We start from the raw sequence: 24,871 nt of genomic DNA, 5'->3' as shown, positions 1-24,871 counted from the left end.
TTTTACTTTTTGTTAGTGTTTTTTGTTCCCCGTTTGTCCTGGGCATTTTGATCAAAGGCCACCAAATTGAACAGTTCACGCATCCGACTCCGGACACGCTTGCCATAGCGTTCCTCCAGCTCCTCGGCGTTCAAGTTGGTGGTGGCATGCGTTCGGAGGCCTGATTCTAAGAGGAGCTCATGACGGGACAGCAGTATTTCCCCGATGACATTGCAGTCCTTCCCGAAATATCGCCCCATCTGTTCCACCCCGATGTCATCAAAACAGAAATACCGGCCATTGCCGTAGTCTTCGATGATGCGATAGCCGACATGGTTGAACCCAAAGACAATGTTCCTTGCCGGTATGACCTCATAGGGACGATAGTGCGGGGTGATATGCCTAATCAATTTCATTAAGGTGGTCTTGCCACAGCCCACTGGACCCGAAAGCAAGATGCCTTTATCGGGATCAATGCCCAGTGCTTGACAGCTGGTATAATCACGGACCATGTAATTGCAAAGCTTTAACAAGACTTCATGGTCCTCGGGATAGAGCCTAAAATTTCTTCCGAACAACAGCTTACCTTTCGCATCCATATAGCTCAATACCTTGGAAAAATCATATGCCACTTGCTTCCCATCAAACTCACCTAGGGAATAGACAACGGCGCCTTCGGTTATCTTAGAGGGGTTGCCCATAGTCTTTTTGTGTTTCGACCATCAAATGGTCCCGGTTTCTTGACTGTACTTTTGAGGAGCGATTTGCTTTTTTTATTTCATCAGCCTTGAGCATCCAATTATCCGCTGCTGCCTTCCAATCCACAATGGAAATCTTGCCCCCGATCTTCCATCCAATGGCTTTATAGTGGTTAAAGAACCGCTGGGCCTCTTCTTTGCCATATCCGTTCTCCTTAAAAAAATTAAGGACTTCCAATTGACTTCTGGGCTGTGCTCCCAAAGAGCGTTTATTCGTTTGGTTTGTTTTCTTAACTAAGGTATCCGGTACACTGGTGGGACAGTAGGTCCTAAAAATGGAACGGCTCCGTTCCATGACCGTACCGCTCTTGTCCCAATTTTGGGACAGTCCGACCTTACTGGGACTGGTAGGACTATGAGAAGGGGAATAGTTGATATAGCCCATATGGTCCAATTGTTTCAATAAACGATGATATGTGGACTTGGACCCAATCTTGGCCATTTTCATCAGTTCTTGCCGATTGACCGGAAATTCCTCTGGAAATCGATACATATTCCAATAAAAAAACAAGGCCAGGTACAAACTGATATGACCAGGGCATAGGCGTTCGTCTCCATAGATTTCGACCAAGGATGCATTAAGGTGTTTGATATAGTTCATACCGTTCCGTCCAGCGGTCCCACCTTGTTGTCCAGAATGATCTGGTCGATTTCCTCTGCATCATAAAAAAGAAGTCCCCCTACCTTGTAGCTAGGGATGATGTTTCTGCTGCGCAGACTGTGCAAGGTTCCGGGACTTATCTCGTATCGTTTTCGTACATCGCTGGATCGTATCCAGTTTTTGGGTTTTGGATGGGTGTGCTCCACCATCAATTTCTTGAACTCCTCCAAGAGATCTTCTTTGAACTCCATAAGGTCTTCCGTGGTGATTATCGTTGCTGCCATATGCTTGTGGTTTTGGGATAGGCCCGGGACCTGTTCTGCCCTTGGTGCCATATCCGGATTCGACCACAAAACTCAAAAAGCTTTTTAGAAAAACTTCCCAAGTTGGTACCAACTTGGGAACGATTTTTTTATCCTATAATTTGTATCGATTTAAAGTCATTTGGATTTTTGAACCGTCCAAAAAAGCTTCAAAATCAGTAAAAAGGGGCACCAAAACCCCCATTAAGCAAAATTCCCAAGTTGGTACCAACTTGGGAAAAAGAAAACTGGTTAAGAAGAACAACCAACTCTTTATTTTTACTTTAAAAACATAGCCACAAAAGGATTGCTCTTATTTTATTGCTGAAATATAAACTCTCTTCAATGCCATTACTTCACATAGACCTTAATACTAAAAGCGTGTAACTACAACTAAGTGCTGGAAATGATAGCTGAACGTTCTCACTAGAATGCAGCTATGCCTATTTGAGGCCAATAGCCTAGCTTAGTGTAAGGAAAAAGATGAACCATTCAATTTGGGAATGGTCAATTATCTTAAAAACACTTCATGGGCATGGAAAAATTCAATTGATCGAATGATTCAGTGAAGTTCAAAAAGCCTTTGTATATAAATTATGTATATTCGTAAAAGCTTTAGGGGTATTCTGAAAAGAATTGAGAGAGTCCCTTGGAACCTGATACGGCTCACACCGACGTAGGGAAAAGCGAAATCTGACATCACCAAGTGATGTGACTTTCCTTTTGTTTTCCAAAGTATTCCTAAAGCGTTTCAATTAAAACTTTAAAGGCAATGGAAAAACATCTCTGGAAACACATTCAACATGTAAAATCAAAGGGACCACTGGTCCATAACATGACCAATTATGTGGTCATGAACAATACGGCCAATGCACTTTTGGCGGTTGGGGCATCTCCCATAATGGCCCATGCAAAATCAGAGGTCAGCGATATGGTCGCCTTGGCAGATGCCTCGGTCATCAATATTGGAACCTTGGACGAGTATTGGAGCGAGGCCATGTTATTGGCGGCCGAAACGGCCCAAACATTGGGCAAACCATGGGTATTAGATCCGGTCGGCGCAGGGGCCAGCCCTTTCCGGGACAAAATACTGCGCAAGTTGCTGGACTTTAATCCAACTGTAATTAAGGGAAATGCCTCAGAGATCATGGCATTGGCCCAAGCAAACCAGGAGACCACCAAAGGAGTGGACAGTATGGCCGAAAGCAATGAGGCCATTGATGCCGCTAATGTGCTCGCTAAAACTCATGGTGCCTTGATATGTATTTCGGGCGCTGAGGATATCATTACAGATACTACCCAAACTGTCCATATCGCCAATGGAACACCGCTGATGACCAAGGTGACGGGAATGGGATGTACAGCATCTGCGCTGATCGGTGCTTTTATCGGGATTGTGGAAGATAAAGTCGAAGCGGTGGCAGCGGCCATGACCCTATTAGGCATCGCCGGTCAACTGGCCGAAAAACAGTCTGAAGGCCCTGCGAGCTTACAATTACATCTTATCGATAAGTTGTATGCCTTATCGGAAAAGGAATATTACCATTACCTAAAGTTATCCCGATCATGAAACTCCATCCCCAATTCCCCTATGCCCTATATCTGGTCATCTCCCATGAAGCCTGCAAAGGAAAGGATATGATACAGGTTGCCCAGCAGGCCATTCGGGGAGGAGTCGATATCATTCAATTACGTGAAAAGAAGGCTTCTGAAAAATTGTTCCTCCAAAGGGCCCAGCAGCTAAGAGAGCTCACTGAGAAACATAATGTTCCCTTGATCATCAATGACAACCCGAAAGTGGCCTCGCAAGTAAACGCTGCCGGAATTCATGTAGGCAATAGGGATAGCCGACCCGCGCTCCTAAGAAAGAAGCCTTATTTCAAAGAAAGAATTATTGGTTACTCCATAGAGTATCTGTCACAGCTGGATAACGAGCAGACGGCCACCTCCGATTACCTTGGTATAAGCCCTGTATTTAGGACGGATACAAAAAAGGATACCGTAACCGAATGGGGACTGGAGGGCATTTCCAAAATCCGGCAATTGACCACGAAGCCATTGGTCGGCATTGGCAATCTGCATCAACAAAATGCGGGTTCCGTTATTCGGGCGGGAGCTGACTGTATTGCCGTGGTATCCGCCATATGCGGTGCGGAAGACCCTGAGAAAGCAGCCTATGAATTAAAAAATGCAATCCTAAGATGAAAACATATACATATCCATCCGTTTTGGCCATTGCCGGTTTTGATGGAAGTGGTGGCGCTGGAATACAGGCCGATATCAAGACCATATCCGCATTGGGGTGCTATGCCACAACGGTACTCACGGCACTCCCCGTACAAAACACACAGGGGGTACGTAACATCTATCCCATATCGGTAGAGGCGGTTGGGAAACAAATTGAAGCCATCATGGACGATATCATGCCAGCAGCTATTAAAATCGGAATGGTACATACCCCAAAATTGGTAGCAACTATTACCAAGACCTTGGAAAAATACCCGAAGATTCCCATAGTGTTCGACCCAGTCATGGTGGCCACCAGCGGTCACAGACTGATAGAGGAGGCCACCATTGCTGCATTGTCCAAACAATTGTTGCCCATCGCTACAATCATTACCCCCAATATGGATGAAGCTGCCCTATTGGCGAATATGGAGGTTAAGACCTTGGAGGATATGCGAATTGCGGGGGAATACATCTTGGGTATGGGATCTAAGAGCGTCCTTATGAAAGGTGGGCATCAGGAAACAGAAAGAATTACCTCCTTATTTTTTGACCTGAACGAAGGATGTGTTCCTTTCGAATCTACCAAAATCAGAACCAATAACACCCATGGATCCGGATGTTCCCTTTCGTCGGCAATTGCTACTTATCTGGCACAGGGCGAAACACTGATAAATGCCGTTGCATCTGGTCAAAGCTATGTACATGATGCCATTGACCACGGGAAAAATGTACGGACCGGAAAAGGAAACGGTCCCCTGAACCACTTTTTCAACCCAAAAAAAATGATCAAATATGAAATGGACAGAACGGACCTGGAAAAAAATCGATAATAATTATAAGACCATTCTTGAAATGCCCTTCGTAAAAGAATTGGCAAATGGAACCCTACCCAAGGCCAAATTCCAATTTTACATGGCACAGGACTCCCTTTATCTGGAGCATTTTGGCAAAGCCCTTGCCCAAATAGCCGCAAAAGCCCATCGAGTAGAGCATTCCCTTGCCTATATCCGTTTTGCGGAAGGGGCCATTGTAGTGGAAAACGCCCTGCATGAATCCTACTTTGAGGATTTTGGTATAACGGAGAAGGGAACCATACAGCCTGCATGCCATCACTATACGCACTTTCTGAAGAGTGTTGCCGCTTTAGAGCCCGTGGAAGTGGCCATGGCAGCCACATTGCCCTGTTTTTGGATCTATAAAAAAGTAGGGAATCATATCTACAATAGTGAAACTATCGCCAACAACCCCTACCAACGTTGGATCGATACCTATGGTGGTGATGAATTTGCGGAAAGTGTACAACGGGCAAAAGACATTTGTGACCATGCTGCAGCACATACTACACCGGAAATACGAAATAGAATGAGCGAAGTCTTTATCCAGGCATCCCTATTGGAATACCATTTTTGGGAAGCGGCATATCACAGAAGAACATGGAATTGATCTTGAAGGACAAAAAAGCGGTCATCTTTGATATGGACGGTGTATTAGTGGAAAGTGAGGCCATATGGAAACAAGCGGAATATGAGGTGTTCTCTTCGCTTGGGGCCTGGGTAACCGAAGAACATACTCGACAGACCCAAACTATGACCACCAAAGAAGTAGCCGCGTTCTGGTACCAAAAGTTTCCCTGGAAGGAAACACCACTTTCGGAGGTGGAGGAAATGGTCGTAAGCAGGGTCATGGAACTGATCTCATTGAAAGACTGTGCTACCCTGGGCATAAGCACTTTCATCAAAAACCTGAAAGAACGGAATTTTAAAATTGGCCTTGCAACCAATGCCCCGGAAAAGATAATTCCAGTGGTCTTGAAAAAGACCGGTACCGAAAGTCTGTTCGATAGTGTTTCGTCCGCCGATTATGAGGAAAAAGGGAAGCCGCATCCTGCCATTTACCTTAATACCGCTAAAAAACTAAAGGTCATGCCCGAAGAGTGTGCCGTAATTGAAGATAGTGAAACTGGTATGGAAGCTGCAAAGAAGGCTGGCATGAGCGTGATTGCCTATACCAATGGAAACAATTCTATTTCACTGCAATGGGCCGATTACCAAATTGAAGGGTTTTAAGTTGTGCCTACAGGTGCAGGATATATGGTGATAATAGTAAGATGAATAGAAGCTCAGAGCGCATAAAGCACAAGGCTTTTTGAGATAGTTGATTACGGCTATTTCATTAACATGGGTATCAACGCATGTGCTGTGATTTGTTGGTCAGATATACACACAATAGTGTTGTTTTTCCATCTCTTGCAAACTTGATTACATATTAGGGAACAAGGTTTCCACAAGGATTTCCGATGTCAACTAGTCATAATATTTGTATTAAATTAATTCTATTCGCCTTTATGGAACTTGTTAAAATTCCCGCTAAGGTGTAAACTATTACCTATTCTTCAAGGGATTCCATACGTTGGTTGAGCATCTCAATGAGCCGGTCCAAAAATCGGGTCCTGCTGCTCTTTCGGGAACGGATATCGATAAAGGTGTGGTAGTAATTCCCTAGGTCGACATTGTAGAAATACTCAAAATGGGAGGCCATTTCCTTGATGTCCACGGTACCGCCGTTGATAGATTTACTGGTATGTAGTGCATAAAGGAGCTCGATGAGATCGGTCTTACTCCCGGTCCAAAAAAGTTTTGATGGTTTTTCCATTGCTGTGTTCTTTGTAGGTTCCATATTGTTGTTCAAATCGTCCACTTCCTTTCTCAGGTAAACGATGAGCATGTCATAGGCCATAATGGTTGCCACAGTGCCATCTTGACAAGTGGAGAACTCATCATCAATCAAAAAATGGAAGGATTCAAGGGGCATGCGCAGGTCCCGGTTACCCCTGACAAAATACTGTTCGTCCATGGACATGGCACCACGCCGATAATAGTTATAGAATTCAAGGTTGTCGTTAAAGAATGTCTGTAGCTTATCAATCTGTTGTTGTAGGTACTTGACCTGGGCCACATCCTTTCCCCTTGGGCGTTTGCTCTCAATACTGAAGAGCCTGATGTAATAAATGAGTTTGCTAAAGATCTGTGGCTTTACGTGCTTGAAAAAATAGATTTCATCAGCCTGCGTCTCAAAGTTTTTCCCCACAATCTGTTTTTGCAGTTTACGTATACATTTTTCGACCAGCACAATGCCCTTCTCCGCTTTGTACAGGATATCGCCGTTCCCGCTTTCCAAGGCTTCCAATTGTCCCTCAAATTCCGATAGCAACTTTTGGTATTTCATGGTTCTACTTCATTATTGTTGTCCCTCCATGACCCCCAACAGTTCCAAGATAAAGTTATCCGTGGTTTGGATGTATGCGTATTTTTCCTGTATGACCGCACCGAGCTTCCGTTTCTCAAAGGATGCAGTCATTCCGAAATCAATTTTGGGGATATCTAGAGTTATGCCGCGTTCAATGGTCCGGTACAGCAATTGACGATAAATGGCATATTGCTCCAAGGCACCATAATCCATCCCAACAAAGGCAGGGACATACACCTTCTCCATATTGGTATAACAAAACATAATGCCCGCAATCGTATCCGGTTCATCTTTTGGGTATAGCATAATGAATTCCCATAGAGGGCTCCTGTTCATCCTATCGAACAGCACATTAGGGAAGGAATAGGTGTTGAGACCCAGGTTATTGGATTGTACAGCGCCAAAGAGCTTGCTTGCCTGTTCCAACTGGGCAACAGTCAGTTTTGAAACGACGGTGCAATGAACCAAGCCCATATAGGGCTGTATATCCTTCCTGAAATGCCTTCTGTTCCTCGAGGATAGTCCATTAATGTATACTTCGATAGAGGGTGCACCCTTTAAATCCACAGTACAGGAATCGGGCATTTGTACCCGGAGAAAACCATGTCCCTGCAGCTGGTTGTTCCATTTGCTTGCTTTGGGAAAATCCCGAAGTACGGTCATCTTAGCCCCCAACTCCCGCTCCTGTTGTTCCATAACCTCCAAAAACAGGTTCATGGCCCGTTCGCCCATGGGATGCGATTTGTCCCAATATGCATGATCCCCTTCGGTGAACAAACTGCCCATGGAAACTACTATGGACGAAAGATGATAGGGATCGGATTTTCGTTCCTCCTCAATGGACCTGGACACATCGGAAAGGGCCAACATATCGTCCTTCCATAGGGAAACGCTCAGGAAGGTCATTAAAACGGGTTGGCCATCTCCATCCCTAATGGTCACATAGCGAAAGGCCCAATTATGCTCCTTTTTTGAATTTTTGCGGAATACCGATTCCAGAAATTTCAAGCCCTCCCAATCATAGACACCCTTTCCGCCCAAATAACGGTTCCATTCTTCCCTATCCACTTCATTGATGGATTTCTTCGTCTCCAAGCTCAGTCCATCCCATGATTTGGGTTCTTCTTCCATCTTGGGTTGCAATTTAAAGGCGTGGAACACCCTTTGGGCATTTGTTCGCGTTTCTTCCAATGCTTTGGGAAAATGATAAACCATGGCATCCACCAAGGCCTTGATCTCTTCCTTTTCATTATGTCTTGATATGGTAATCCTGACTCCAGTGTTCTTGACAGGTACCGCTGGGAATATGCCAAGGTTCACATAAAATCCCTCTCCCATCAAACGGTTGACAAAATTGTAACCAGTCTTTGGCATTCCCGTACCGATGTAGAAAACGGGGGATGCATTTTGATCGATCAATGGGAGTTCCGTTTGTTCCAAAGATGCATTGAAATAATCGACTCGGTTTCTGAGCTCATTTTGGAGTTCATAGATTTCACGGGATAAATGGATTTGCGCTGAAGCAGTGGCAGCGGCAACGGAAGCTGGTTCCAATTGGGCAGAAAAGGTCAACGGCCCACCAAAGGTCTTGATCTTGTCGTACATCACGCTATTGGAACAGGCCAATACGGCCCCACTCGCACCAAAGGTCTTGCTCAAAGTGCCGAACAACAGTACATTTTCAGGCAAATCCCCCAATTGGTCCATTACATAACCCGTCCCGTTCTTGCCTACCCAGCTCATGCCGTGTACGTCATCAAAATAAAAGTGGAGCTGAGGATACTTTTTGGACAATTCCATCAACGCTTTAATCGGGGCGTAATCCCCATACATGGAATAAATCCCATCGGCCATATACCAGATATTCCGTTTGGAGTCCCTGTACTTATTGATCTTGTCCTCCAACATTTCCAGGCTATTGTGCCGTATCATTTCGATGGGTACGCTCCGTGTCTTGAGCATCTTTGCCGCATTCTGTACGCTCCAGTGTACCTGATGGTCCAGAACGATCACGTCATTATCTTCCACCGCACTGGGGATGACCCCCAAATGGCCCAGGGTACTGTTTTTGGTAATGACAATGGGATACCCGTACATGTTCATTAGGTGTGATTCCAGTTCCTCGTACAATGGATTGGAGATATAGGACTTGGAAAGCGGAAATTGCGTACCGTATTTATCAATGGCTTCCTTGGCCGCCTCCTTTAAACGGAAATCTTGTTCCAGGCCCAAATAGCCGGTGGTCCCAAAATGGTACATCTCCTTACCGCCAACCCTGATTTTTCGTCCAGAGAAAGAACTCCCCCCGGCATACAAGTGCAGCACTCCGGCCTCTTTGGCATCGCTAAAGACTTCGTGTACGGTATTCAAAAAATTGTGATGCTTGATCTTTGCCATATCGTTTGGTTTAAATTGACCTAAAAAGTAATGGCATTTGTCAGATTAAATGGTACTCTTACATTATTTACTCCGTTTCAATCAAGCCTAAATCCGTTTGAGTCAAGTAAAGTCCCCTAATTTGGGATGGTGTTCCCCATCAAACGAAACCAATAGAACTATTTTTGTAAATTCAAGGTTTTTACCAGTTTTCGCCATATGAGAAGATCACATGAAAACAAATACGCTATTTATTTGATAACTGAAGAACTGATGCACATCATCTACAAGAAAGACCTTAGTATTGACCTAAAGGTTGCCCAAGTGGTGGTGCGTGATCGGATGAAGCTCCAAAACGGCAGGGAAATGCCCGTACTGTGCGACATTCGTTCGGTGCGAAAGGTCAATAAGCAGGCAAGGGACTATTTGGCCTTGGAAGGTTCCCAATGGATCACCGCATTGGCCTTTCTGATCGATCCGCCGGTCACGGATGTAATCAGCAGCATATACGTAAGCACCCAAGCACAATCGATGCCCACCCAATCCTTTACCGATAAATCTGAGGCTTTGGCCTTTTTAAAGCAGCACGGCCAACTATGAAACCATCAACAATCCAAACAGTCCATAGGATAAAAACCGACAACCATGCCGAACACTGATGATTTTAGGGTAAAGCGCATCCAAAAGATGCTGCTGGAAATGGCCAAGGGCAACTTCTTCTATACTATTGAGCCTTCCGATAAAAATGACAATATCGCCTCCTTGGTGGTGATGCTCAACATGGTCAACGAGGAAATAGGGGCTGCCTTTATCCACCAGGGTTTTGCCAATGCTCACAATACCCCACAGTGCATCATCCAATTGTCGCTTATCTTGAACTCCCAAGGTAAAGTTGAACTCGTCACCAACGGCACCTGCTCACTATTGGCCTGTATGCCCAAAGATTTGATTGGAAAACAGATTACCGAATTCATGACCGAAAAATCCCAAAAGACATGGTCAAAAAAAATGATCAAGCACTTAAAGCGGGACCGTTCTGAAACCGTATTGTTCTTGGAACTCATCACCAACGATGGTCTTATATTGGCCCAGGATTGTCAAATCTCGGTCTATCAAGCCTTGGACGGGAGTGGTCAAAAAATACTATTGAACTCTGTTTTCTTTTCAAAGGGGGAACCTTTTGAAACCGGACTACCAAAAAACAAACTCAAAGTGACCAAAGGAATCAAGGAACATAAGGTCACCTTGAGCCAAGAGGACATCGAAATGATTCGAGAGGTCCATGACATGATTCTCAACAACTTGGACAAGGACCTTCCCTCACTCAAGGACCTTGCCCTTCAAATGGGGACCAATGAATACAAATTGAAGTACGGTTTCAAACAAATCTATGGCACCACCATCTTCCGTTTCCTGACCCAAGAACGTCTGAGAAAGTCAAAGACCCTCATTCAGCATAGCAACCTCTCCCTAAAGGAAATTGCCTATATGAACGGTTTCAAGAGTGCCGCCCATTTCTCTAGGGCATTTCGCGACAAATATGGCAAGACCCCGACCGAATTAAGAGGGTAAAACCCTCAAACCACTCAAATTTCTCCGTCTCAATCAAGGAATGCTCCCTTTCAAGAAAATCGGACTTCCGAACTTTATCATATCAATCCAAATGATATGCGGCTTTCAAATAGAACACGGTTTTGGCTCCCCTATGCAATCAGTATACTTTGCGCTATCCTATTCATATATGCCGCTACCAGCAAACTATGGGATTTCCAAGAGTTCAAGGTACAGTTGGGGCAGTCGCCTGTATTGACGGCATATGCGGAATGGATGGCTTGGTTGGTCCCGCTCACGGAATATGTGCTTGCAGTGCTTTTGCTGATTGACAGCACCCGGCAGAAAGCGCTCTTTGGGTTTTTGGGCTTGATGACCATGTTTACCACCTACATTCTCATTGTCCTCAATTTCAGTGATTATGTGCCTTGTTCCTGCGGTGGTGTACTGGAAAATATGGGGTGGACGGAACATCTGGTATTCAATTTGTTTTTTGTGGCATTAGCCATCATTGCCATACTCCAATTGGATTCCAGACCAATCCATAATTCGACGCTATCATGAATATCAACACGGTTTACATCAAACTCATGGGAACCCTTTGTTTAGGAATTGGGTTGGTAGTCATTGTTTTTCTTTCCGCCGAAAAAGCCGTGCAGCGTAACAATGCCTTTACCCGAAGATACCCGCCACATCCGCTCAACAGGCTTTATGAACTTAACTTGGGTTTCAATTCATACTATATTGCCGGGTTTGAGGGTGATGATGTCTATTTGGGAAACCATACCGCCCCAAGACACCTTCTCCAAATAAACCTGATAACCAAGGACACATCCCATTTGAAAATCGGTTTCCAGACCAAAAATCTTCCCTTCCGAAATCTTCGTACCGCTCTCTACCCACCCCACTTTTTTATCATGGACGGTACATCACCCTTTATACTTAGGGGAGAAATCGGAGAGTGGATCGCAAAACCTTGGATTAAAGATGCCGGATACTTTCTGAAAGCTGTGCCCATCGATTCCAACAAGATTTACATCAGTACGGTCAGCACAGTGCTCCGTAGGACCGTTCTCGGGCTATTGAAAAAAAAAGATAAGCCAAAACTTGAACTGAACCCAGACTTGTTGACGCCACAAATCGACGGCATGTTCGACTCGGATGGCACTCTATTGTTCAATGGTGATTCAAAAACCCTCGGCTACGCATACCTGTACCGAAATGAACTGCTGATCATCAATCCTGAGCTGAACCTTATCAAAAAGCTGAAAACCATAGATACCATCACCACGGCCCAGATCCATTTGGCTATTGACAGTATCGATCATACCTCCCAACTGAAAGCTCCTCCCTTGGTTGTGAACAAAGCGGCCGTATTTTATGGCGACCTTGCCCTGGTCCATTCGCCACGTTTGGGAAAGAACGAGCCTGCGCATATGCTCCAAGAAGCTGCTATCATCGATGTATACAACTGGCGTAAGGACACCTATGAATTCAGTTTTTATATCCATAACTCGGAAAATGGCAGCGTTAAAAAATTCCAGCTGCACGATACATGGTTGGTCGCCCTAATGGGCAAGTCCATTTCGGTGTATCAATTGGAACCATCCTTCTTTAGACCGCACGTATCAAAGACAAAATAAAAATCTACTGGCCAGTAGTGGGGAGAAGACCGAAAACCCGCAACAGAGTAGGTCGTTAATTTAAAACGTTGAAATATGAAGACACGTAAATTGAAATTTTTGATTCCGGTCATGGCCATCGGACTGGCCATTACAGCAAGTGCCTTTACCTCCATGGAAAAGTCCCATGTTGGTGAAAGCAACTTGATCGTAGGGTATGTATACGATTCACCTGCAAACCCATGTGACCAAAAATTGGTGGATTGTAACGAAACAGGGGAAAACCTTTGCTATAGCGAAGGACAGCCTGTTTTTAAAATGGAGGGTACTTCCTGTATCACCCAGTTGAGAAGGGACTAATCCCTAATGTAAAGGAGCCAACTTGGCTCCTTTATTGTTTATGGCCGATTCAATATATCCTACTGGACCACTTTTTCCATTTCCAGTAGACAAAGTTTTATATGGGCCTTTGTCGTTCCGTCTCTTAGCTTTTTCAAAGCTTTCTTAAACTGCTTTTGAATGGCGTCCAGTTCCGAAAGAAAAATACTCTTTGAAAAATCGCTGTATAGATAGGTGTTTTCCGTAGCATTCGGCCTATCATATCTGCGCTCTTCCAAAATGGCGCCAACCAATAACTTAATATACGCCCTCTGTAATTTTTGTCTACGCTCAGGAATCTTCAGCGGATTCTGGATCAATTCGCTGAACAAATCCCTTCGTAGTTGTTTCAAAATCTGCTTGGATATTCCTTTATGGGTGTTTCTTTCCATTTGCTCCAAGCGTTTCATACGAAAGGGGTCCAGGGTTTCTGATAATAATGTCAATTGTTTTTCCAAGAGCACATCGCCATTGGTCGTGTGATATAGCCGATCTGTAAATTCAGGGGCTGCCAACCAATTGGGCACCGCAAAGGCGTGTTTGCCCAAAAAAGCCATAGCCTGCATTTGACGATCGTGGTCAATGGCATTATATACAGCTCCCCGCTGTTGTCCCGATTTGAGTTGGATTTCATAGCCCCCAACGATGGACTGGACAAAGGCCATTTCATTATACCATAGTTCCAGAGACTTTTCATATAACCGTTCCATATGTGCGGTGTTCTCCCTACCCTTGTCTACATGAGGCAAAAGTTCCATGACCCGTTCCAAGTTCTTTAGCCCAAGGGTAGCTGTCCGAATGGGATCTTTATTGTCAACCACCTCATTGATATTCCCAGGGCCAATTGACTTATACCGATCTAGATTGAACCGATACCACAGTACCGTATCCTGTACCGCTATGAGACGCTCCAGTTCCGGAAGTTCTTCAAATGGACCATTGGCGCCAGGTATGGGCATATAGCCCCATAGGATCTGGTGAAAATCCATAGGTCCTACTTTTTGAATCAAGAGTGATGGTGGAATACTGTCCTCTGGTTGTGCAATAAAATTGTGGCGTGCATAGGTCATGGCACTGGGGGTATGTCCCATGGTTGCCAGCCATTCCACATCTCTCATCTTTTCAAAAGGATAGGCAAACTCGCCAAAATTCCCATCGCGCAACCCAAAAGCATGGCCCGCTTCGTGTGCGGTCACTGACTGAATCAGTTCTCCCAACAAATCGTCAGGAAATGGGTAGTGCTGTGCACGCCCATCCAAAGGGGAACATCGCACAAAATAATTATCCGAAAGGCTTTGATAGGAACTGGCCAGCACGATATCGGCTTTGAGAATTTCCCCACTTCGAAAATCAACATAAGTGTCCACTGTAGAGCTGGCCCTGTCCTCTGCTCCCCTAATACCTGAATACGCTTCCCATAAGATCATGGAGCGTTCCATACTATGCCTAGTATCAGTTCCATCCTTTGGCAATTCTTGGACCTTTATGGCATTTTTGAAACCGGCGGCCTCAAAAGCCGGCAACCATTCCATAATCCCTGCCTTGATATAAGGCTTCCATTTATCCGGTATTTTTGGGCCAAAATAAAAAGTAATGGGCTTGACTGGGTCACTGGGATAGGAAGTGGTGTCCCTTCTTGTCAAACGCCAACGGGAAATACTTCCCGAAAGATGGCTTCCCTCCTTGATATCCTCCACAAAATACCCCATACGTGGGTCGAACAAACGCGGCCTCATAGGCTCTGGCAAACGGAAGAAACTGAAATCGGCAATAATGGTCTTTCGATTGCCATTCCTGACCACCGTTCTTCTGGTTTGTACAATGGTCTCTCCTTCCAGATTAAACACCTTTTCGACAAAGCCTGCTCCAGGCACTGCAGCCTCTTCCACGAAATTACTGTACCATTTAATTTCAGCACTTAAAAAGAGCTGGGTGGCATCTATCCTATATCCATCTTCCAAACGGTCTTGACCGACAATGGGAAAACGCCCCAAAATCAATTCCTCGATTTTATAATCTTGGTTGACAGGGATTATGGTACCCACCAAGGACTGAACTCGGGGGGCCTTTAAAATCAAATGCTCTTGCTGTTTGGACCACACCACCTGTTGATAACCCGTTCCATGACGTACAAAAAGCAGGGGCTCGTCCAAAAGTTCGGTCGGTACTTCGAGAAACACCCGATTATTTTCCAATTGGGCATGGATGCCATTGTTGGCCTGCCCCATGACAGGACAGGCCGCTAATTCAAAAAACAATGAAAACAAAAATGGGAGCGCGCCCATACTCTTTATAACCTTCATAGGCCAATATTTTATATGCATATCAATAGCCATCATTCTGGGGTTCCAGCTCCGGGTTGGCCAAGAGTTCGGATTCGGGCAACGGCAGCAAGACATCGGTAGCCTGCCAATCCGGTTTGATGGGCTGTAGTACCTGGGTCGCCCTTCCCGTCCGTTTCAAATCAAAAAATCTGTGGCCCATTTCCGTGAAAAGTTCATGTTGCCGTTCCTTCCAGATGGCCTCCAGTAGTATATTGGGATTTGAAGCTCCCAAGGGAGCAAGGCCGGCCCTTTCCCGGATAGCGTTCAGATACATCAGGCCTTGGGTTGTATTGCCGGTCTGGGTGGCTGCCTCTGCCGCTATCAGGTAGGTTTCCGCAAGACGCAACATGACCGATCTTTCCAAGGTCTGTTCGGTATTGGAAGCCTGTTTGTACTTGAACGGAAAATACCAGGTTGCCCCCTCGTCCTCCACTCCATTTATCCAAGAGGAAAATCGGGCATCCCCGGCTTCGAAACCATTGATCAATGTCTCGGACAATATCGTATCAGGGTTGGGGACATCCACCCTGAACGTGAATCCCTCATAGGTATTGGTGCCCTCAAGCTCCGTATCCAGATGCCAAAGGGTTTCCGTACTCTCGATCAGGAACACGCTGTCCAAATCCGGTTCCAGGAGATATCCGCTTTTATTGATAACGTATTCCGCTTCGGTCAAGGCGCTTTCAAAATCCCCTTGATACAGGAACACCCGGGCCAATAGCGCGGAAGCCGCCCAATGGCTTGCCCTTGCTTTCTCAGGAATACCGAACAATGCGGGGAGGGAATCCTTCGCAGATGTAAGGTCTTCGATTAATTTTTGGTATACCAATTCCACTTCCATTCGAGCTACTTCGGAATTTACCCTGTAATCGGTACTGCTGATATAGGGAACAGGACCAAAAAGATGCATCAGGTAGAAGTGAGCAAAAGCTCTCAAGAACTTAGCTTCTCCCATCAATTTAGATTTTTCTTCCGTGGAAAGCGCCTTGGATGTCTCTACCCCCTCTATGATCCTATTGGCCTCATAAATCATGGAATACCCTGTATCCCAATACCCTTTGACCGTATTGTCAGAGGGTAAAACATTGTTGTTGGCATAAACCTGTACATTGGGAAGGTCAATGGCATTCAAGCTAAGTTCATCGGCATAATGTCCCATAAGATAGGTGATACCGGAACTACGCCCCGTTGAAAAAGCGTTTTCGCGCAATTGGCTATAGATACGACCTAGGGCCGCTTCAATGGTAGCAGGGTCTTGGAAAACAATGTCCCCTGTTATTTGGTCCTTGGGCAAGTCAACATCCACAAAATCCTCACAGGAACCGAGGGCAAAGAATGACAGGGCCAAGGTCAAGTACCCTACTTGTAATACTTTGCGAAAATAAATATTTAGTGTTTTCATTTTTTTTTTGATTAAAAGGTTAGTTGTGTTCCAATACTTACCATCCTTAAAGGAGGTACTGTTTGATTGCTCCTCGTCTCTGGGTCAAGTCCTAAATAATCCGTCCATGTCCACAGGTTCTGGCCCCTTAGAAACACCTGACAACCAAAACCTTTTTGCTTTACATTGGATACTTCATAGGAAATCGAAAGGGTTTTCAATCGGATAAAGGATGCATCCGAAACTGCTCCATCGCTCTGTTGGTAATTGAAGTGGCCGATCAAAGGATTAATGGACTGGCCAATGGAAAACCGTTGGACATCGGTAACATCCCCGACTTGCTGCCAACGGTTCGACACTTCACTTGGTTGGTTGTTCCTGCTCCCCGGGATACTGGCATCCCTCCAGTAGTTCCAGCCCAATTGTTTGCTGAACTGGAACAGTACATCGAAGGTGAACTTCCCGGCCATGATACTGTTGTTGAGCCCACCATAATACTCTGGGTCGAGGTTGCGAATGACCTCACGGTCGTCATTGGATGTAATGGCCCCATCCCCGTTGAAGTCTTCAAATTCGTGGATACCCGTTTCAGGGTTCACGCCAAGGTTGCGGTACAGCTTGAGGATATTGAGTGGTTCCCCTATGACCAAGCTGTTGGCGAAGGTGGAACCTTCCAGGTTCGGAAAGGATACGAGCCTGTTTTTGGGGATGGTCAGATTAAAGGAGGTTGTCCAACGAAAATTCCTTCCTTTAATATTGACCGATTGCCACTCAAATTCAAGTCCCTTGTTCTCCACTGTGGCATTCAAATTCCCGTTAATGGAAGAAAAACCAGTGGTGCCGGGAAGTGGGATGCCCACCAGCTGATTGGAGGAACGGTTGCGGTAGTAATTCCCACTTAATAGAATACGATCGTTCCAAAAACCCAGCTCCAATCCAAATTCCAATTTTTTATTGCTCTCCCAACTGAAATTGGGATTGAACAATCGTGTTGGTAACAGCACGGGGTTATTTTGGTATTGGGTACCACCAAAGGAATAGGTGTCCAGATATTGGTAGTCCCCTATCTGGTCGTTTCCTGAAGTTCCATAACTGCCCCTGAGTTTTCCAAAACTCAAAAAGGACTGACCATTCTTAAATAGTTCTTCCTCAGAGAAAAGCCAAGCTGCCCCTATGGCACCAAAATTGGCGAAGCGCTTCTCTGGGCCAAATCGACTGGAACCATCCCTTCGACCAGTGAGATTCAGCAAATAACGGTCCTTGAAGTTCAAATTCAGACGGCCAAAGACCGCATGGTAGCGATACTGTTGTTCTACGTCCGCCAAAATGGAAACGTCAGAGGCCGCTGACAAACTTTCAATCAAACTGTTGGAACTAAAACCTGTGGCTCGCTGCGAAATGCGTGAACTCCTTTGCTCTTGGAAGGAAAGACCCGTCAATATATCCAGTCTCAAACTTCCGAATTGGTGCTTCCATTGCAATTGTGGTTCCATAATCCACGAAGATCTCTTTCCAGAATTGTGTATGGCCAGCGAAAACTCGCTCCCGACACCAAAAGCTGGATTGTAAATAGTGGACGGAACAGTCCGTAGTTCCGATAGGTGGTTCTCGGTATATCCCAGGTTCGTCCTGAAATCCAATCCATCCATTATCCGATAGCTCAAACCCGCATTGGTGATCAGTGTCGTGGCTGTCGAACGGTATTCGCTTTCCAAATGCCTGAGGGGGTTGTTCCAAGTGGAGTCCTCCCAGTTCAGCTCCCCATTTTCATCATAGAGCGACGGGGCATTGGGAGGCAGCAACAAGGCCTCCACAACCAATGAATTGCCATTGGGCAGATCATTTTCTTCGGAAATGAAATTGGTCGATAGGTTTAAGGATAATCGGCCGTTCTCCGAGCGATGGTTCAAATTGGCCAGCCCAGAAACCTTGGTGTTCCCAAAATCCCCGGGAAAGACGTCAGTTTGGCCAAAATAACTGCCATTGAGCAAAAACTGTGTTTGCTCCGAACCTCCAGAAACCGACCCTTGAACATTGGTCATATACGAGGTATTTCCGAACAGTTCCCTTTGCCAGTCCGTATTTCTATCTTGATTCCACGTTCCGTTCACATCATAGGCATTGGAAGGAATCGGTTCGATGCCATCATTGGCATAGGCCTCCCTGCGCATTTCCAGGTACTCGTCTGTTGATAATAGATTTAGATAATTGGACACCGACCCCATACCTGTGGAAACATTGAACTTAACTTGGGTATCACCTACCCGACCTTTTTTTGTGGTGATCAATACCACTCCATTGGCACCACGAGACCCATATATTGCCGTGGCATCCGCATCCTTTAGGATTTCGATACTCTCGATATCATTGGGGTTGATATTGTTCAAAGGGCTCACTCCTCGCCCGGGTATGGGTATTGATGCCTGTTGTTCCCCAAGACTTGATGAGGAAAAGGGAACACCATCTATCACGTACAAGGGTTCATTGCCCCCGCTTCGGATACTGTTCTGTCCTCGTATCTGGATGCTGAAATTGGTACCGGGAAGCCCCGAGGTCTGGACAACGGATGCCCCGGAGACCCTACCTTGTAGGGCGGCCAAGGGGTTGGAAACTGGCTGTTTCTCGATGTCCGCGGCGGACACCTTTTCGATGCTTCCCGTACGCTCCCGTTCGGAAACCGTATAATAACCCGCATTGAGGACTACTTCCCCCAATTGGGTGACATCTTCTTCCATTTGGACATTCAATACGTCCCTACCCTTAATAGTAATTGTCAAAGGCTTGAAGCCAATGATTGAAAAGTACAAGGTATCGTCAGGATTGGCTTGAAGGGTAAAGAAGCCATCGAGATCGGTGATAGTGCCCCGTTGAGTACCCACCACCTGAACACTTAACCCAGCCAAGGGATTTCCGTTAGGGTCGGTTACCGTACCGGTGACAGTAGCTTGGGGAGGTGGGGCCATGGCAGCCTCCAAAGTTTGTGATGGCCACAGGGCCAACAGCATATTAATCGTTAGGAACAGGGAAAATCTGTTCGCATTTATCAATAGTTTCTTCATAATTTTAAGTCGTTTGATGTTAACCGTTAGTGTTAATTGAATCGTGCCTCTGGACAATTGCTACCCTGTCCGGAGGTTTTTTGTTTGCACTGCCCCCGAAGTCCCAACAAAGTCGTAACTTACCTTAGGGCGTTTAGGTTCGGGCATAGGCCATCCTGTCCAAGGATTGAGTGCTCTTGGAAATGGGATTCCTAATGGAACAAGACTATGAATTCGTGATTGGGCCGGTTGCCCGATAAATGTTTGTGTCAGTTATGGGTCTGAAGTAGTAACGTAAACCGAAAATTAAGTAGCGTAAAGCCCACAACTATAGTGCTTGCTTATACGGGATTCTTGGGCTTTTTCTTAAAGAGGATGTCGAACACCGAGTGACAGGCCCCAAAAATGGAACAAAAACACGGTGTGAAACCTACAGAAAAAAGTTGCCAAATGTTTCCCATAACCTAAAAAGGTTAGCGACACATCGAAAAAGAAATAAAAAAAACAAACGCTTAGAAAAAGTTGGGCGCGGAACTCAACTTACCGCTCTTGTGGTACTGGTATACCTCGCTACGATAAGAGAGCCCACGCCCGGGTCGTGAGCAAACTTACTTATCGTCTCGTAGCAAAAATTACCAGTTTTCAAGAGCGAGACTCTAAGCAATTGCTTCTAATATTTTAATTCAGAAGAATCGCAAAAATAAATATTCTGATGGCAATATATAAAAATTATCACTTACCCCAAAGTATGTGATAACAATTATTGCTATTCATTCCTTAGCGAATAACTTAAAAATATGCAATTGGAGCTGATTATACCTGAATTTGACTTTTGGATAAAGGAGAATATCCGAATTGCCAGAATCAAATCAAATATAGATCAAGTTCAGTTATCACATAGATTAGGGGTATCGGAAGGTTATATTGGAAACATTGAAAATCTTAAAAATCGAGCCAAGCCTAATACTAGAATGATTTCCCGTATTGCCCATGCTTTAAATTTGAATACATATCAAGACTTATTTCCTAAACAGGTATTAAAAAACGATATAGTAAGTGTAAAGCTGGAGCTCTTAAAAATCAATACAAGAAAACAAATTGTGAATGATAATGGGGAAGTCCCGGAAAGATTTAAGCTAATATCTATAGAGCCGCTTAACCAAGATGAAATTAATCGTTGGCATACATTGAAAAAGCCACATTTGATCGATGCCAATTTAAGAAAAAGAATTTTCAAATAACCTATACACAAATGAATACCCTCGTCATACCTATTGTTAGGTGTTCTTTTCGGTAAGAATGTCCTTAATCCATGGCAACCAATCTTATCTTAAATGATGTGCCTATTAATGCGTTGAGTAAAATGCTTGGTCACTCCAAACTCTCAACTACCGAGATTTATATTAAAGGGCTACCAACGCATGTGATGGATGAATATCAAGAGAGATTGGAAATTTAATAACCCATATCAATCTTACGCGAGATTATTCTTCTTGCGGCTCATCTGCATCTTGATCCACATTATTGTTAGCATCTGGCTCTTCCAGTAACGGAACTTCGAATATCATAGGTACATTTGACTTAAGAGCTTTGCCCGCTGCAATTGCCTGCCTAAACTTTAAGTTGGGCAACATAGCAGCGATACCTTGTCCAAAATAGTTAGAAAGAAACTCACTACTTGTTTTGTCAAATTCTTGAAATGCAATAATTGTATTACATTGAGTCAAAACAGTTTTAGAAACATTCGCAGTTCTTTGTGCAATTACTAAAAGACCAACATCATATTTCCTGCCCTGCAACGCTATTTGAGCAATACTATTTAAGAGTGATTGAGAAGATTTATCCGCAATGCCTACAAAGTTCCATTCTGGTATAACTGTGTGTGCCTCTTCTAAAACAATACAAACTTTATGATTAAAGCACTTTTCAGCCTTTGCTATTGAAAAAAGTGCTTTAAAAAATTGTCTTGTATATTCTAATATACTGGCGGTATTTGAAACATCTGGCAATTCAAAAATGCTTATTTTTTTATTATCATCCTTAAGAAAATCGGATAATGCTTCACTTAAAGTCTTCTTTATAAAGTCATCTGCCTGCTTTAGTTTAGCCTTGTCTTGCTGGTTTCCAAACTTTTCCAATTCATTTGAAACCCATTCAAATGTTTGATAAAGCTTGGCATCATCTTCATCAGAAACAATTTTAGCTGGATTTAGGTCTTGAAACTTGCCTTGGTACTCACCTGTAAAATCAATACAAATTACTTTGATTGTTTCATCTTTTAGATATTCTCGAATAAGATTTCTAGCAAACACTGATTTACCGGTCCCTGTAACACCTAAAACAGCCGTATGATGCGTTAGAGCAATGTTTTTATCAATAATGACTGGGAAATTTGTATTAGGAATACTACCTATTTTTAATTCATGGTCTTCACAATTAACCTCATTTATTTCTGAAACAACGTATACAGGCGAGTTAATATCAGGAACCCAACCATACTGTTCAAACCTCACTTTATCATGAACCCAAACTCCCAATTGAATTGCTTCACCAATGATAAAACCAGTTTCATTTTTATTTTCTAACTGCTCAATGCGGGTAATCCCTTCAACAATTTGGTAATAAACCTTCTCCTTGGATTTTCCAACATTTACGACAAGCAACTGACCTTCTTGAATTTGAGCTTTAGAATTGTATATGAATTTAATTCGTGAAATTGCAGAGTTTTCGGTAATGATTCCCACAAACTTTTCCAGATAATCATTCTGAGGTATCTCGGTTATCTTATAAATAATATCGCTTTCATGATTCTTAAAAACAGCCTTATTACCAAAAATTTTACTGATTTCTTGTCCAGTTAAAACTTTTATCCATTGCTCCTCATTCAATAAATAAGAATCTAGGACAATACCCTTTCTAATAATATTCTTTTCATCTATGGAATAAACAAATTCTACAAAATCAAAGAGTTTTAAAGATTCTTCCCTTTCAGAAAAAAGTTTAACCAAAAATGTATTCTTAGATTGGACCCCAAAAATTGTTCCTATTGCATTTTTCGAACCGATTTCAGATTTGCTTTCAAACAAAGCATTTATTGCACCTGCCACCCCTGGAAGGTTAATAATCATAAATATAACCCAGTATAAAAGAAGCGCATTAAAGCCGTTACTGCCTGTGGAAAATTGAATTAACACCCCCCAAAGAAAGAAGGCAGAAAACAGGGTTTGAGGTCTTCCTACTTCTCTATTTAGTTTTGAAAAGAGCCTAATTGATTTGCTTTCTTTCGATAATGGTCTGCTTCTCAAAAGCATTAAGGTATAGCTACTTATGGTTAGGTATATTGTGAGCACAAGGAAGGCCCAAAAAACCCAATTTCTATTCTCTTCGTTGACAAGCAACAATGAAATTCCTGCTGTAACAGCATTGATGAATACATTGGAATCTTTTGAAAAGTGGGGCTGATCAACAAGTGATAGAAGAATTAATAGTAGGAATCCAGATGTAAACCAAAAGTCATGTAAAAGAAAATTAAAGCTTCCGGTTACTATGCGTCCAATAAGGACTAAAATTAAAAGGGACAGTCCTAAAAAAATAAGTCTTTGATTTTTTTTCATCGAATCGTTTTCAATTTCCTAAATAGTTCAACCATAGCCCAAGTATCTAATTTACAATATTCTAAGAGCTTCTGCTGAACTTCATGTATATCCTCATTAAAGTCATTATCCAGAACCATTCTGCCCCACAGATCTAGGGCCATTGTTCCATTTTGGACTTCCAAATCATCATAGCTTAATTCAGGGAGAAGAACAGGTAAAACCTTTTTTATAGATGTTGATCCACGGAAACGATAATCCACATATTCAGATTTGAATATATCTTCCAAATCAAACATATTCGCGTTCATATACTCCAAATATTCTTGATATTTAGGTAACCAGTCAATCATGTCTTTATTTCGCCCCATTTCAAAGCTCTTGTGCCATGAAATAAAGGTTCCGATCATTCCTGTACTATCTGACATAAATTGAACCAGCTGGGCGGGTATTTCCAATTCATGCGCAAGAAATTCAAAATGCTTAATTGAACCATCGGCTTGCATAGAGTGAATTGAGACCTGAAAAGGAATATGTTGATGCGGTTTTACCCCATCAATTCTGGGCACTGCACTGGCATACGTCTCATAATCGATGAAATGCAAGGGAAACTCTAAAGAAGATAGAATTTTATCAATCTTAGCATGTGCAATTATGGGACTGCCTTTTCGAGCGGATTGTATTTGCAAGGCCTGTTTGGCATTTAGACTGAAATTTTTAGGTATATCCTTGATTTCAAGAATACCCGCATCATGAAGTTCTTCTATTTTATTAGCGCGGATATTTCCTATTTCATAAATGCTAAATTCCGGAATATCCTGATTGAAATAGCCGAAACTATCACAATGATTTGTACGCGTGTTTAATCGACAAGAACACTTCATCTCATCAACGCTGGCTTGATTAATAAAATGAACCGCTTGCTCCACTTCCAAAGCCACATCTGCATAAACTCCCTCTATGCGATCAGTGACCTCTTCTACGGTTAATAATGCATCAGGATCAATCTGTCCATTTCGGACATAATCCTTGTTCAAATGTATAATTGAAACCTTAGAAACTTTATACCCATTTTGTTCCAGGACATATTTTTGGAAACAGGCATCTTTGAGATGATTATGCTTTTTATCGGTTTTGACACTCGTGGATGATTTCACCTCATAAATATGCCAGGTGTTATTATGAAGATGCTCCAGGACATCGATACGTGCAAAAACTCCTTTATCTGTTTTAAATGCGGCCTGAAAAAAACAAACACCGTCATTCGCCAACGCATCCTCTGTATCCTTTGGCGTACCGAATTCCGGCAGCTTTATGCCGTGAGGAAATAATTTTTGTGCAAACTCTTCTACCTCATACCCTTCATCAATCAGTTTTTGAAGGAAAAGAGAGAATTCGCCATTGGGGTATTCATCAGGTTTGTTTTTGAATAACCAAAGTGATTCTGGGCAATTTAAATATTGTATGTAATCTGTCTTGGTTAGTTGCATTTT

The 24,871-nt window shown here is 43.6% G+C and carries 22 protein-coding genes and 1 riboswitch; of the genes, 12 read left to right on the top strand and 10 right to left on the bottom strand.

The annotated features are described in order from the left end of the window. Positions 1 to 2: 2 nt before the first annotated feature. The 3 genes from D2V08_RS01255 to D2V08_RS01245 are packed head-to-tail and all read right to left on the bottom strand — an operon-like array spanning position 3 to position 1,622. Positions 3 to 680, bottom strand: a complete 678-nt coding sequence (locus D2V08_RS01255) for a P-loop NTPase family protein (RefSeq protein ID WP_119606334.1) — start codon at positions 678 to 680, stop codon at positions 3 to 5. After that, a complete protein-coding gene (locus tag D2V08_RS01250) occupies positions 664 to 1,338 on the bottom strand; it encodes a hypothetical protein (RefSeq protein ID WP_119606333.1) in 675 nt (224 codons plus the stop codon). The genes D2V08_RS01255 and D2V08_RS01250 overlap by 17 nt, the downstream gene beginning before the upstream one ends. Then, positions 1,335 to 1,622: a helix-turn-helix domain-containing protein gene (locus D2V08_RS01245; protein ID WP_147374026.1), complete on the bottom strand. Its 288-nt coding sequence runs from the start codon at positions 1,620 to 1,622 to the stop codon at positions 1,335 to 1,337. Before D2V08_RS01245 ends, D2V08_RS01250 begins: the two co-directional genes overlap by 4 nt. A 625-nt stretch (positions 1,623 to 2,247) precedes the next feature. Beyond that, positions 2,248 to 2,340, top strand: a riboswitch (TPP riboswitch). 72 nt (positions 2,341 to 2,412) lie between these two features. Here D2V08_RS01245 and thiM point away from each other — a divergent pair. Genes thiM through D2V08_RS01215 form a run of 5 tightly spaced genes read left to right on the top strand, consistent with a single transcriptional unit; the run spans position 2,413 to position 5,935 of the window. After that, complete coding sequence (gene thiM / locus D2V08_RS01235) at positions 2,413 to 3,210, top strand: hydroxyethylthiazole kinase (protein WP_119606330.1); 798 nt, start codon at positions 2,413 to 2,415, stop codon at positions 3,208 to 3,210. Next, the gene (gene thiE, locus D2V08_RS01230; RefSeq protein ID WP_119606329.1) at positions 3,207 to 3,845 is read left to right on the top strand and encodes a thiamine phosphate synthase; all 639 of its coding nucleotides are present in this window, start codon (positions 3,207 to 3,209) and stop codon (positions 3,843 to 3,845) included. Before thiM ends, thiE begins: the two co-directional genes overlap by 4 nt. After that, positions 3,842 to 4,699 (top strand): bifunctional hydroxymethylpyrimidine kinase/phosphomethylpyrimidine kinase, encoded by an 858-nt coding sequence (thiD, locus tag D2V08_RS01225; RefSeq protein ID WP_119606328.1) that lies wholly within the window; start codon positions 3,842 to 3,844, stop codon positions 4,697 to 4,699. Before thiE ends, thiD begins: the two co-directional genes overlap by 4 nt. Continuing rightward, positions 4,662 to 5,312: a thiaminase II gene (gene tenA, locus D2V08_RS01220; RefSeq protein WP_119606327.1), complete on the top strand. Its 651-nt coding sequence runs from the start codon at positions 4,662 to 4,664 to the stop codon at positions 5,310 to 5,312. The genes thiD and tenA overlap by 38 nt, the downstream gene beginning before the upstream one ends. After that, positions 5,303 to 5,935 (top strand): HAD family hydrolase, encoded by a 633-nt coding sequence (locus tag D2V08_RS01215; protein WP_119606326.1) that lies wholly within the window; start codon positions 5,303 to 5,305, stop codon positions 5,933 to 5,935. The genes tenA and D2V08_RS01215 overlap by 10 nt, the downstream gene beginning before the upstream one ends. Positions 5,936 to 6,254: 319 nt before the next feature. Here D2V08_RS01215 and D2V08_RS01210 read toward each other — a convergent pair whose 3' ends face one another. Together D2V08_RS01210 and D2V08_RS01205 are read right to left on the bottom strand one after the other, a co-directional pair. Then, positions 6,255 to 7,094, bottom strand: a complete 840-nt coding sequence (locus D2V08_RS01210; protein WP_119606325.1) for an RteC domain-containing protein — start codon at positions 7,092 to 7,094, stop codon at positions 6,255 to 6,257. 12 nt (positions 7,095 to 7,106) lie between these two features. Further along, the gene (locus D2V08_RS01205) at positions 7,107 to 9,512 is read right to left on the bottom strand and encodes an aminotransferase class I/II-fold pyridoxal phosphate-dependent enzyme (RefSeq protein ID WP_119606324.1); all 2,406 of its coding nucleotides are present in this window, start codon (positions 9,510 to 9,512) and stop codon (positions 7,107 to 7,109) included. Positions 9,513 to 9,710: 198 nt separating this feature from the next. Here D2V08_RS01205 and D2V08_RS01200 point away from each other — a divergent pair, with 198 nt between their 5' ends. The 5 genes from D2V08_RS01200 (at position 9,711) to D2V08_RS01180 (ending at position 13,024) form a co-directional block, all read left to right on the top strand. Continuing rightward, on the top strand, positions 9,711 to 10,091 hold the full coding sequence (locus D2V08_RS01200; RefSeq protein ID WP_119606323.1) for a DUF7793 family protein: 381 nt from the start codon (positions 9,711 to 9,713) through the stop codon (positions 10,089 to 10,091). A gap of 45 nt (positions 10,092 to 10,136) precedes the next feature. Further along, positions 10,137 to 11,063, top strand: coding sequence for a helix-turn-helix domain-containing protein (locus tag D2V08_RS01195; protein ID WP_119606322.1), 927 nt, complete (start codon positions 10,137 to 10,139; stop codon positions 11,061 to 11,063). A gap of 96 nt (positions 11,064 to 11,159) precedes the next feature. Next, positions 11,160 to 11,606 carry a MauE/DoxX family redox-associated membrane protein gene (locus D2V08_RS01190; protein WP_119606321.1) on the top strand — a complete coding sequence of 149 codons (447 nt, stop codon included), beginning with the start codon at positions 11,160 to 11,162 and terminating at the stop codon, positions 11,604 to 11,606. After that, on the top strand, positions 11,603 to 12,685 hold the full coding sequence (locus D2V08_RS01185) for a hypothetical protein (RefSeq protein WP_119606320.1): 1,083 nt from the start codon (positions 11,603 to 11,605) through the stop codon (positions 12,683 to 12,685). The genes D2V08_RS01190 and D2V08_RS01185 overlap by 4 nt, the downstream gene beginning before the upstream one ends. 75 nt (positions 12,686 to 12,760) lie before the next feature. Further along, a complete protein-coding gene (locus tag D2V08_RS01180) occupies positions 12,761 to 13,024 on the top strand; it encodes a DUF6520 family protein (RefSeq protein ID WP_119606319.1) in 264 nt (87 codons plus the stop codon). A gap of 59 nt (positions 13,025 to 13,083) precedes the next feature. Here D2V08_RS01180 and D2V08_RS01175 read toward each other — a convergent pair whose 3' ends face one another. The 3 genes from D2V08_RS01175 to D2V08_RS01165 are packed head-to-tail and all read right to left on the bottom strand — an operon-like array spanning position 13,084 to position 19,806. Further along, the gene (locus tag D2V08_RS01175) at positions 13,084 to 15,345 is read right to left on the bottom strand and encodes a zinc-dependent metalloprotease (RefSeq protein ID WP_147374025.1); all 2,262 of its coding nucleotides are present in this window, start codon (positions 15,343 to 15,345) and stop codon (positions 13,084 to 13,086) included. A gap of 22 nt (positions 15,346 to 15,367) precedes the next feature. Further along, positions 15,368 to 16,768 carry a RagB/SusD family nutrient uptake outer membrane protein gene (locus D2V08_RS01170; protein ID WP_119606317.1) on the bottom strand — a complete coding sequence of 467 codons (1,401 nt, stop codon included), beginning with the start codon at positions 16,766 to 16,768 and terminating at the stop codon, positions 15,368 to 15,370. 11 nt (positions 16,769 to 16,779) lie between these two features. Then, complete coding sequence (locus D2V08_RS01165) at positions 16,780 to 19,806, bottom strand: SusC/RagA family TonB-linked outer membrane protein (RefSeq protein WP_119606316.1); 3,027 nt, start codon at positions 19,804 to 19,806, stop codon at positions 16,780 to 16,782. A 776-nt stretch (positions 19,807 to 20,582) separates the two neighbouring features. Between D2V08_RS01165 and D2V08_RS01160 the strand changes: the two genes are divergently transcribed. Continuing rightward, positions 20,583 to 21,026, top strand: a complete 444-nt coding sequence (locus D2V08_RS01160) for a helix-turn-helix domain-containing protein (protein ID WP_119606315.1) — start codon at positions 20,583 to 20,585, stop codon at positions 21,024 to 21,026. 71 nt (positions 21,027 to 21,097) lie between these two features. After that, a complete protein-coding gene (locus D2V08_RS01155; RefSeq protein ID WP_119606314.1) occupies positions 21,098 to 21,244 on the top strand; it encodes a site-specific integrase in 147 nt (48 codons plus the stop codon). 25 nt (positions 21,245 to 21,269) lie between these two features. On the opposite strand, the gene D2V08_RS01150 is transcribed toward D2V08_RS01155, so the two are convergent. Both D2V08_RS01150 and D2V08_RS01145 read right to left on the bottom strand, forming a co-directional pair. Continuing rightward, positions 21,270 to 23,399 (bottom strand): ATP-binding protein, encoded by a 2,130-nt coding sequence (locus tag D2V08_RS01150; protein WP_119606313.1) that lies wholly within the window; start codon positions 23,397 to 23,399, stop codon positions 21,270 to 21,272. Further along, entirely contained in the window at positions 23,396 to 24,868 is a 1,473-nt protein-coding gene (locus D2V08_RS01145; RefSeq protein WP_119606312.1) for a DUF2779 domain-containing protein, read from the bottom strand. Before D2V08_RS01145 ends, D2V08_RS01150 begins: the two co-directional genes overlap by 4 nt. Positions 24,869 to 24,871 lie beyond the last annotated feature (3 nt).

This window comes from Flagellimonas lutimaris (assembly GCF_003581615.1).
Taxonomy (GTDB): Bacteria; Bacteroidota; Bacteroidia; order Flavobacteriales; family Flavobacteriaceae; genus Flagellimonas; species Flagellimonas lutimaris.
This window is presented reverse-complemented; position numbering and strand designations above follow the sequence as displayed.

Bases quoted from the DNA above. Each gene is read 5' to 3' on its own strand.
- D2V08_RS01210 (WP_119606325.1), bottom strand. From the start codon at position 7,094: ATGAAATACCAAAAGTTGCTATCGGAATTTGAGGGACAATTGGAAGCC.
- thiE (WP_119606329.1), top strand. From the start codon at position 3,207: ATGAAACTCCATCCCCAATTCCCCTATGCCCTATATCTGGTCATCTCC.
- D2V08_RS01170 (WP_119606317.1), bottom strand. From the start codon at position 16,768: ATGAAAACACTAAATATTTATTTTCGCAAAGTATTACAAGTAGGGTAC.
- D2V08_RS01190 (WP_119606321.1), top strand. From the start codon at position 11,160: ATGCGGCTTTCAAATAGAACACGGTTTTGGCTCCCCTATGCAATCAGT.
- D2V08_RS01145 (WP_119606312.1), bottom strand. From the start codon at position 24,868: ATGCAACTAACCAAGACAGATTACATACAATATTTAAATTGCCCAGAA.
- tenA (WP_119606327.1), top strand. From the start codon at position 4,662: ATGAAATGGACAGAACGGACCTGGAAAAAAATCGATAATAATTATAAG.
- D2V08_RS01250 (WP_119606333.1), bottom strand. From the start codon at position 1,338: ATGAACTATATCAAACACCTTAATGCATCCTTGGTCGAAATCTATGGA.
- D2V08_RS01195 (WP_119606322.1), top strand. From the start codon at position 10,137: ATGCCGAACACTGATGATTTTAGGGTAAAGCGCATCCAAAAGATGCTG.
- D2V08_RS01255 (WP_119606334.1), bottom strand. From the start codon at position 680: ATGGGCAACCCCTCTAAGATAACCGAAGGCGCCGTTGTCTATTCCCTA.
- D2V08_RS01200 (WP_119606323.1), top strand. From the start codon at position 9,711: ATGAGAAGATCACATGAAAACAAATACGCTATTTATTTGATAACTGAA.
- D2V08_RS01245 (WP_147374026.1), bottom strand. From the start codon at position 1,622: ATGGCAGCAACGATAATCACCACGGAAGACCTTATGGAGTTCAAAGAA.
- D2V08_RS01215 (WP_119606326.1), top strand. From the start codon at position 5,303: ATGGAATTGATCTTGAAGGACAAAAAAGCGGTCATCTTTGATATGGAC.
- thiM (WP_119606330.1), top strand. From the start codon at position 2,413: ATGGAAAAACATCTCTGGAAACACATTCAACATGTAAAATCAAAGGGA.
- D2V08_RS01160 (WP_119606315.1), top strand. From the start codon at position 20,583: ATGCAATTGGAGCTGATTATACCTGAATTTGACTTTTGGATAAAGGAG.
- D2V08_RS01175 (WP_147374025.1), bottom strand. From the start codon at position 15,345: ATGAAGGTTATAAAGAGTATGGGCGCGCTCCCATTTTTGTTTTCATTG.
- D2V08_RS01205 (WP_119606324.1), bottom strand. From the start codon at position 9,512: ATGGCAAAGATCAAGCATCACAATTTTTTGAATACCGTACACGAAGTC.
- D2V08_RS01155 (WP_119606314.1), top strand. From the start codon at position 21,098: ATGGCAACCAATCTTATCTTAAATGATGTGCCTATTAATGCGTTGAGT.
- D2V08_RS01185 (WP_119606320.1), top strand. From the start codon at position 11,603: ATGAATATCAACACGGTTTACATCAAACTCATGGGAACCCTTTGTTTA.
- D2V08_RS01165 (WP_119606316.1), bottom strand. From the start codon at position 19,806: ATGAAGAAACTATTGATAAATGCGAACAGATTTTCCCTGTTCCTAACG.
- D2V08_RS01180 (WP_119606319.1), top strand. From the start codon at position 12,761: ATGAAGACACGTAAATTGAAATTTTTGATTCCGGTCATGGCCATCGGA.
- D2V08_RS01150 (WP_119606313.1), bottom strand. From the start codon at position 23,399: ATGAAAAAAAATCAAAGACTTATTTTTTTAGGACTGTCCCTTTTAATT.
- thiD (WP_119606328.1), top strand. From the start codon at position 3,842: ATGAAAACATATACATATCCATCCGTTTTGGCCATTGCCGGTTTTGAT.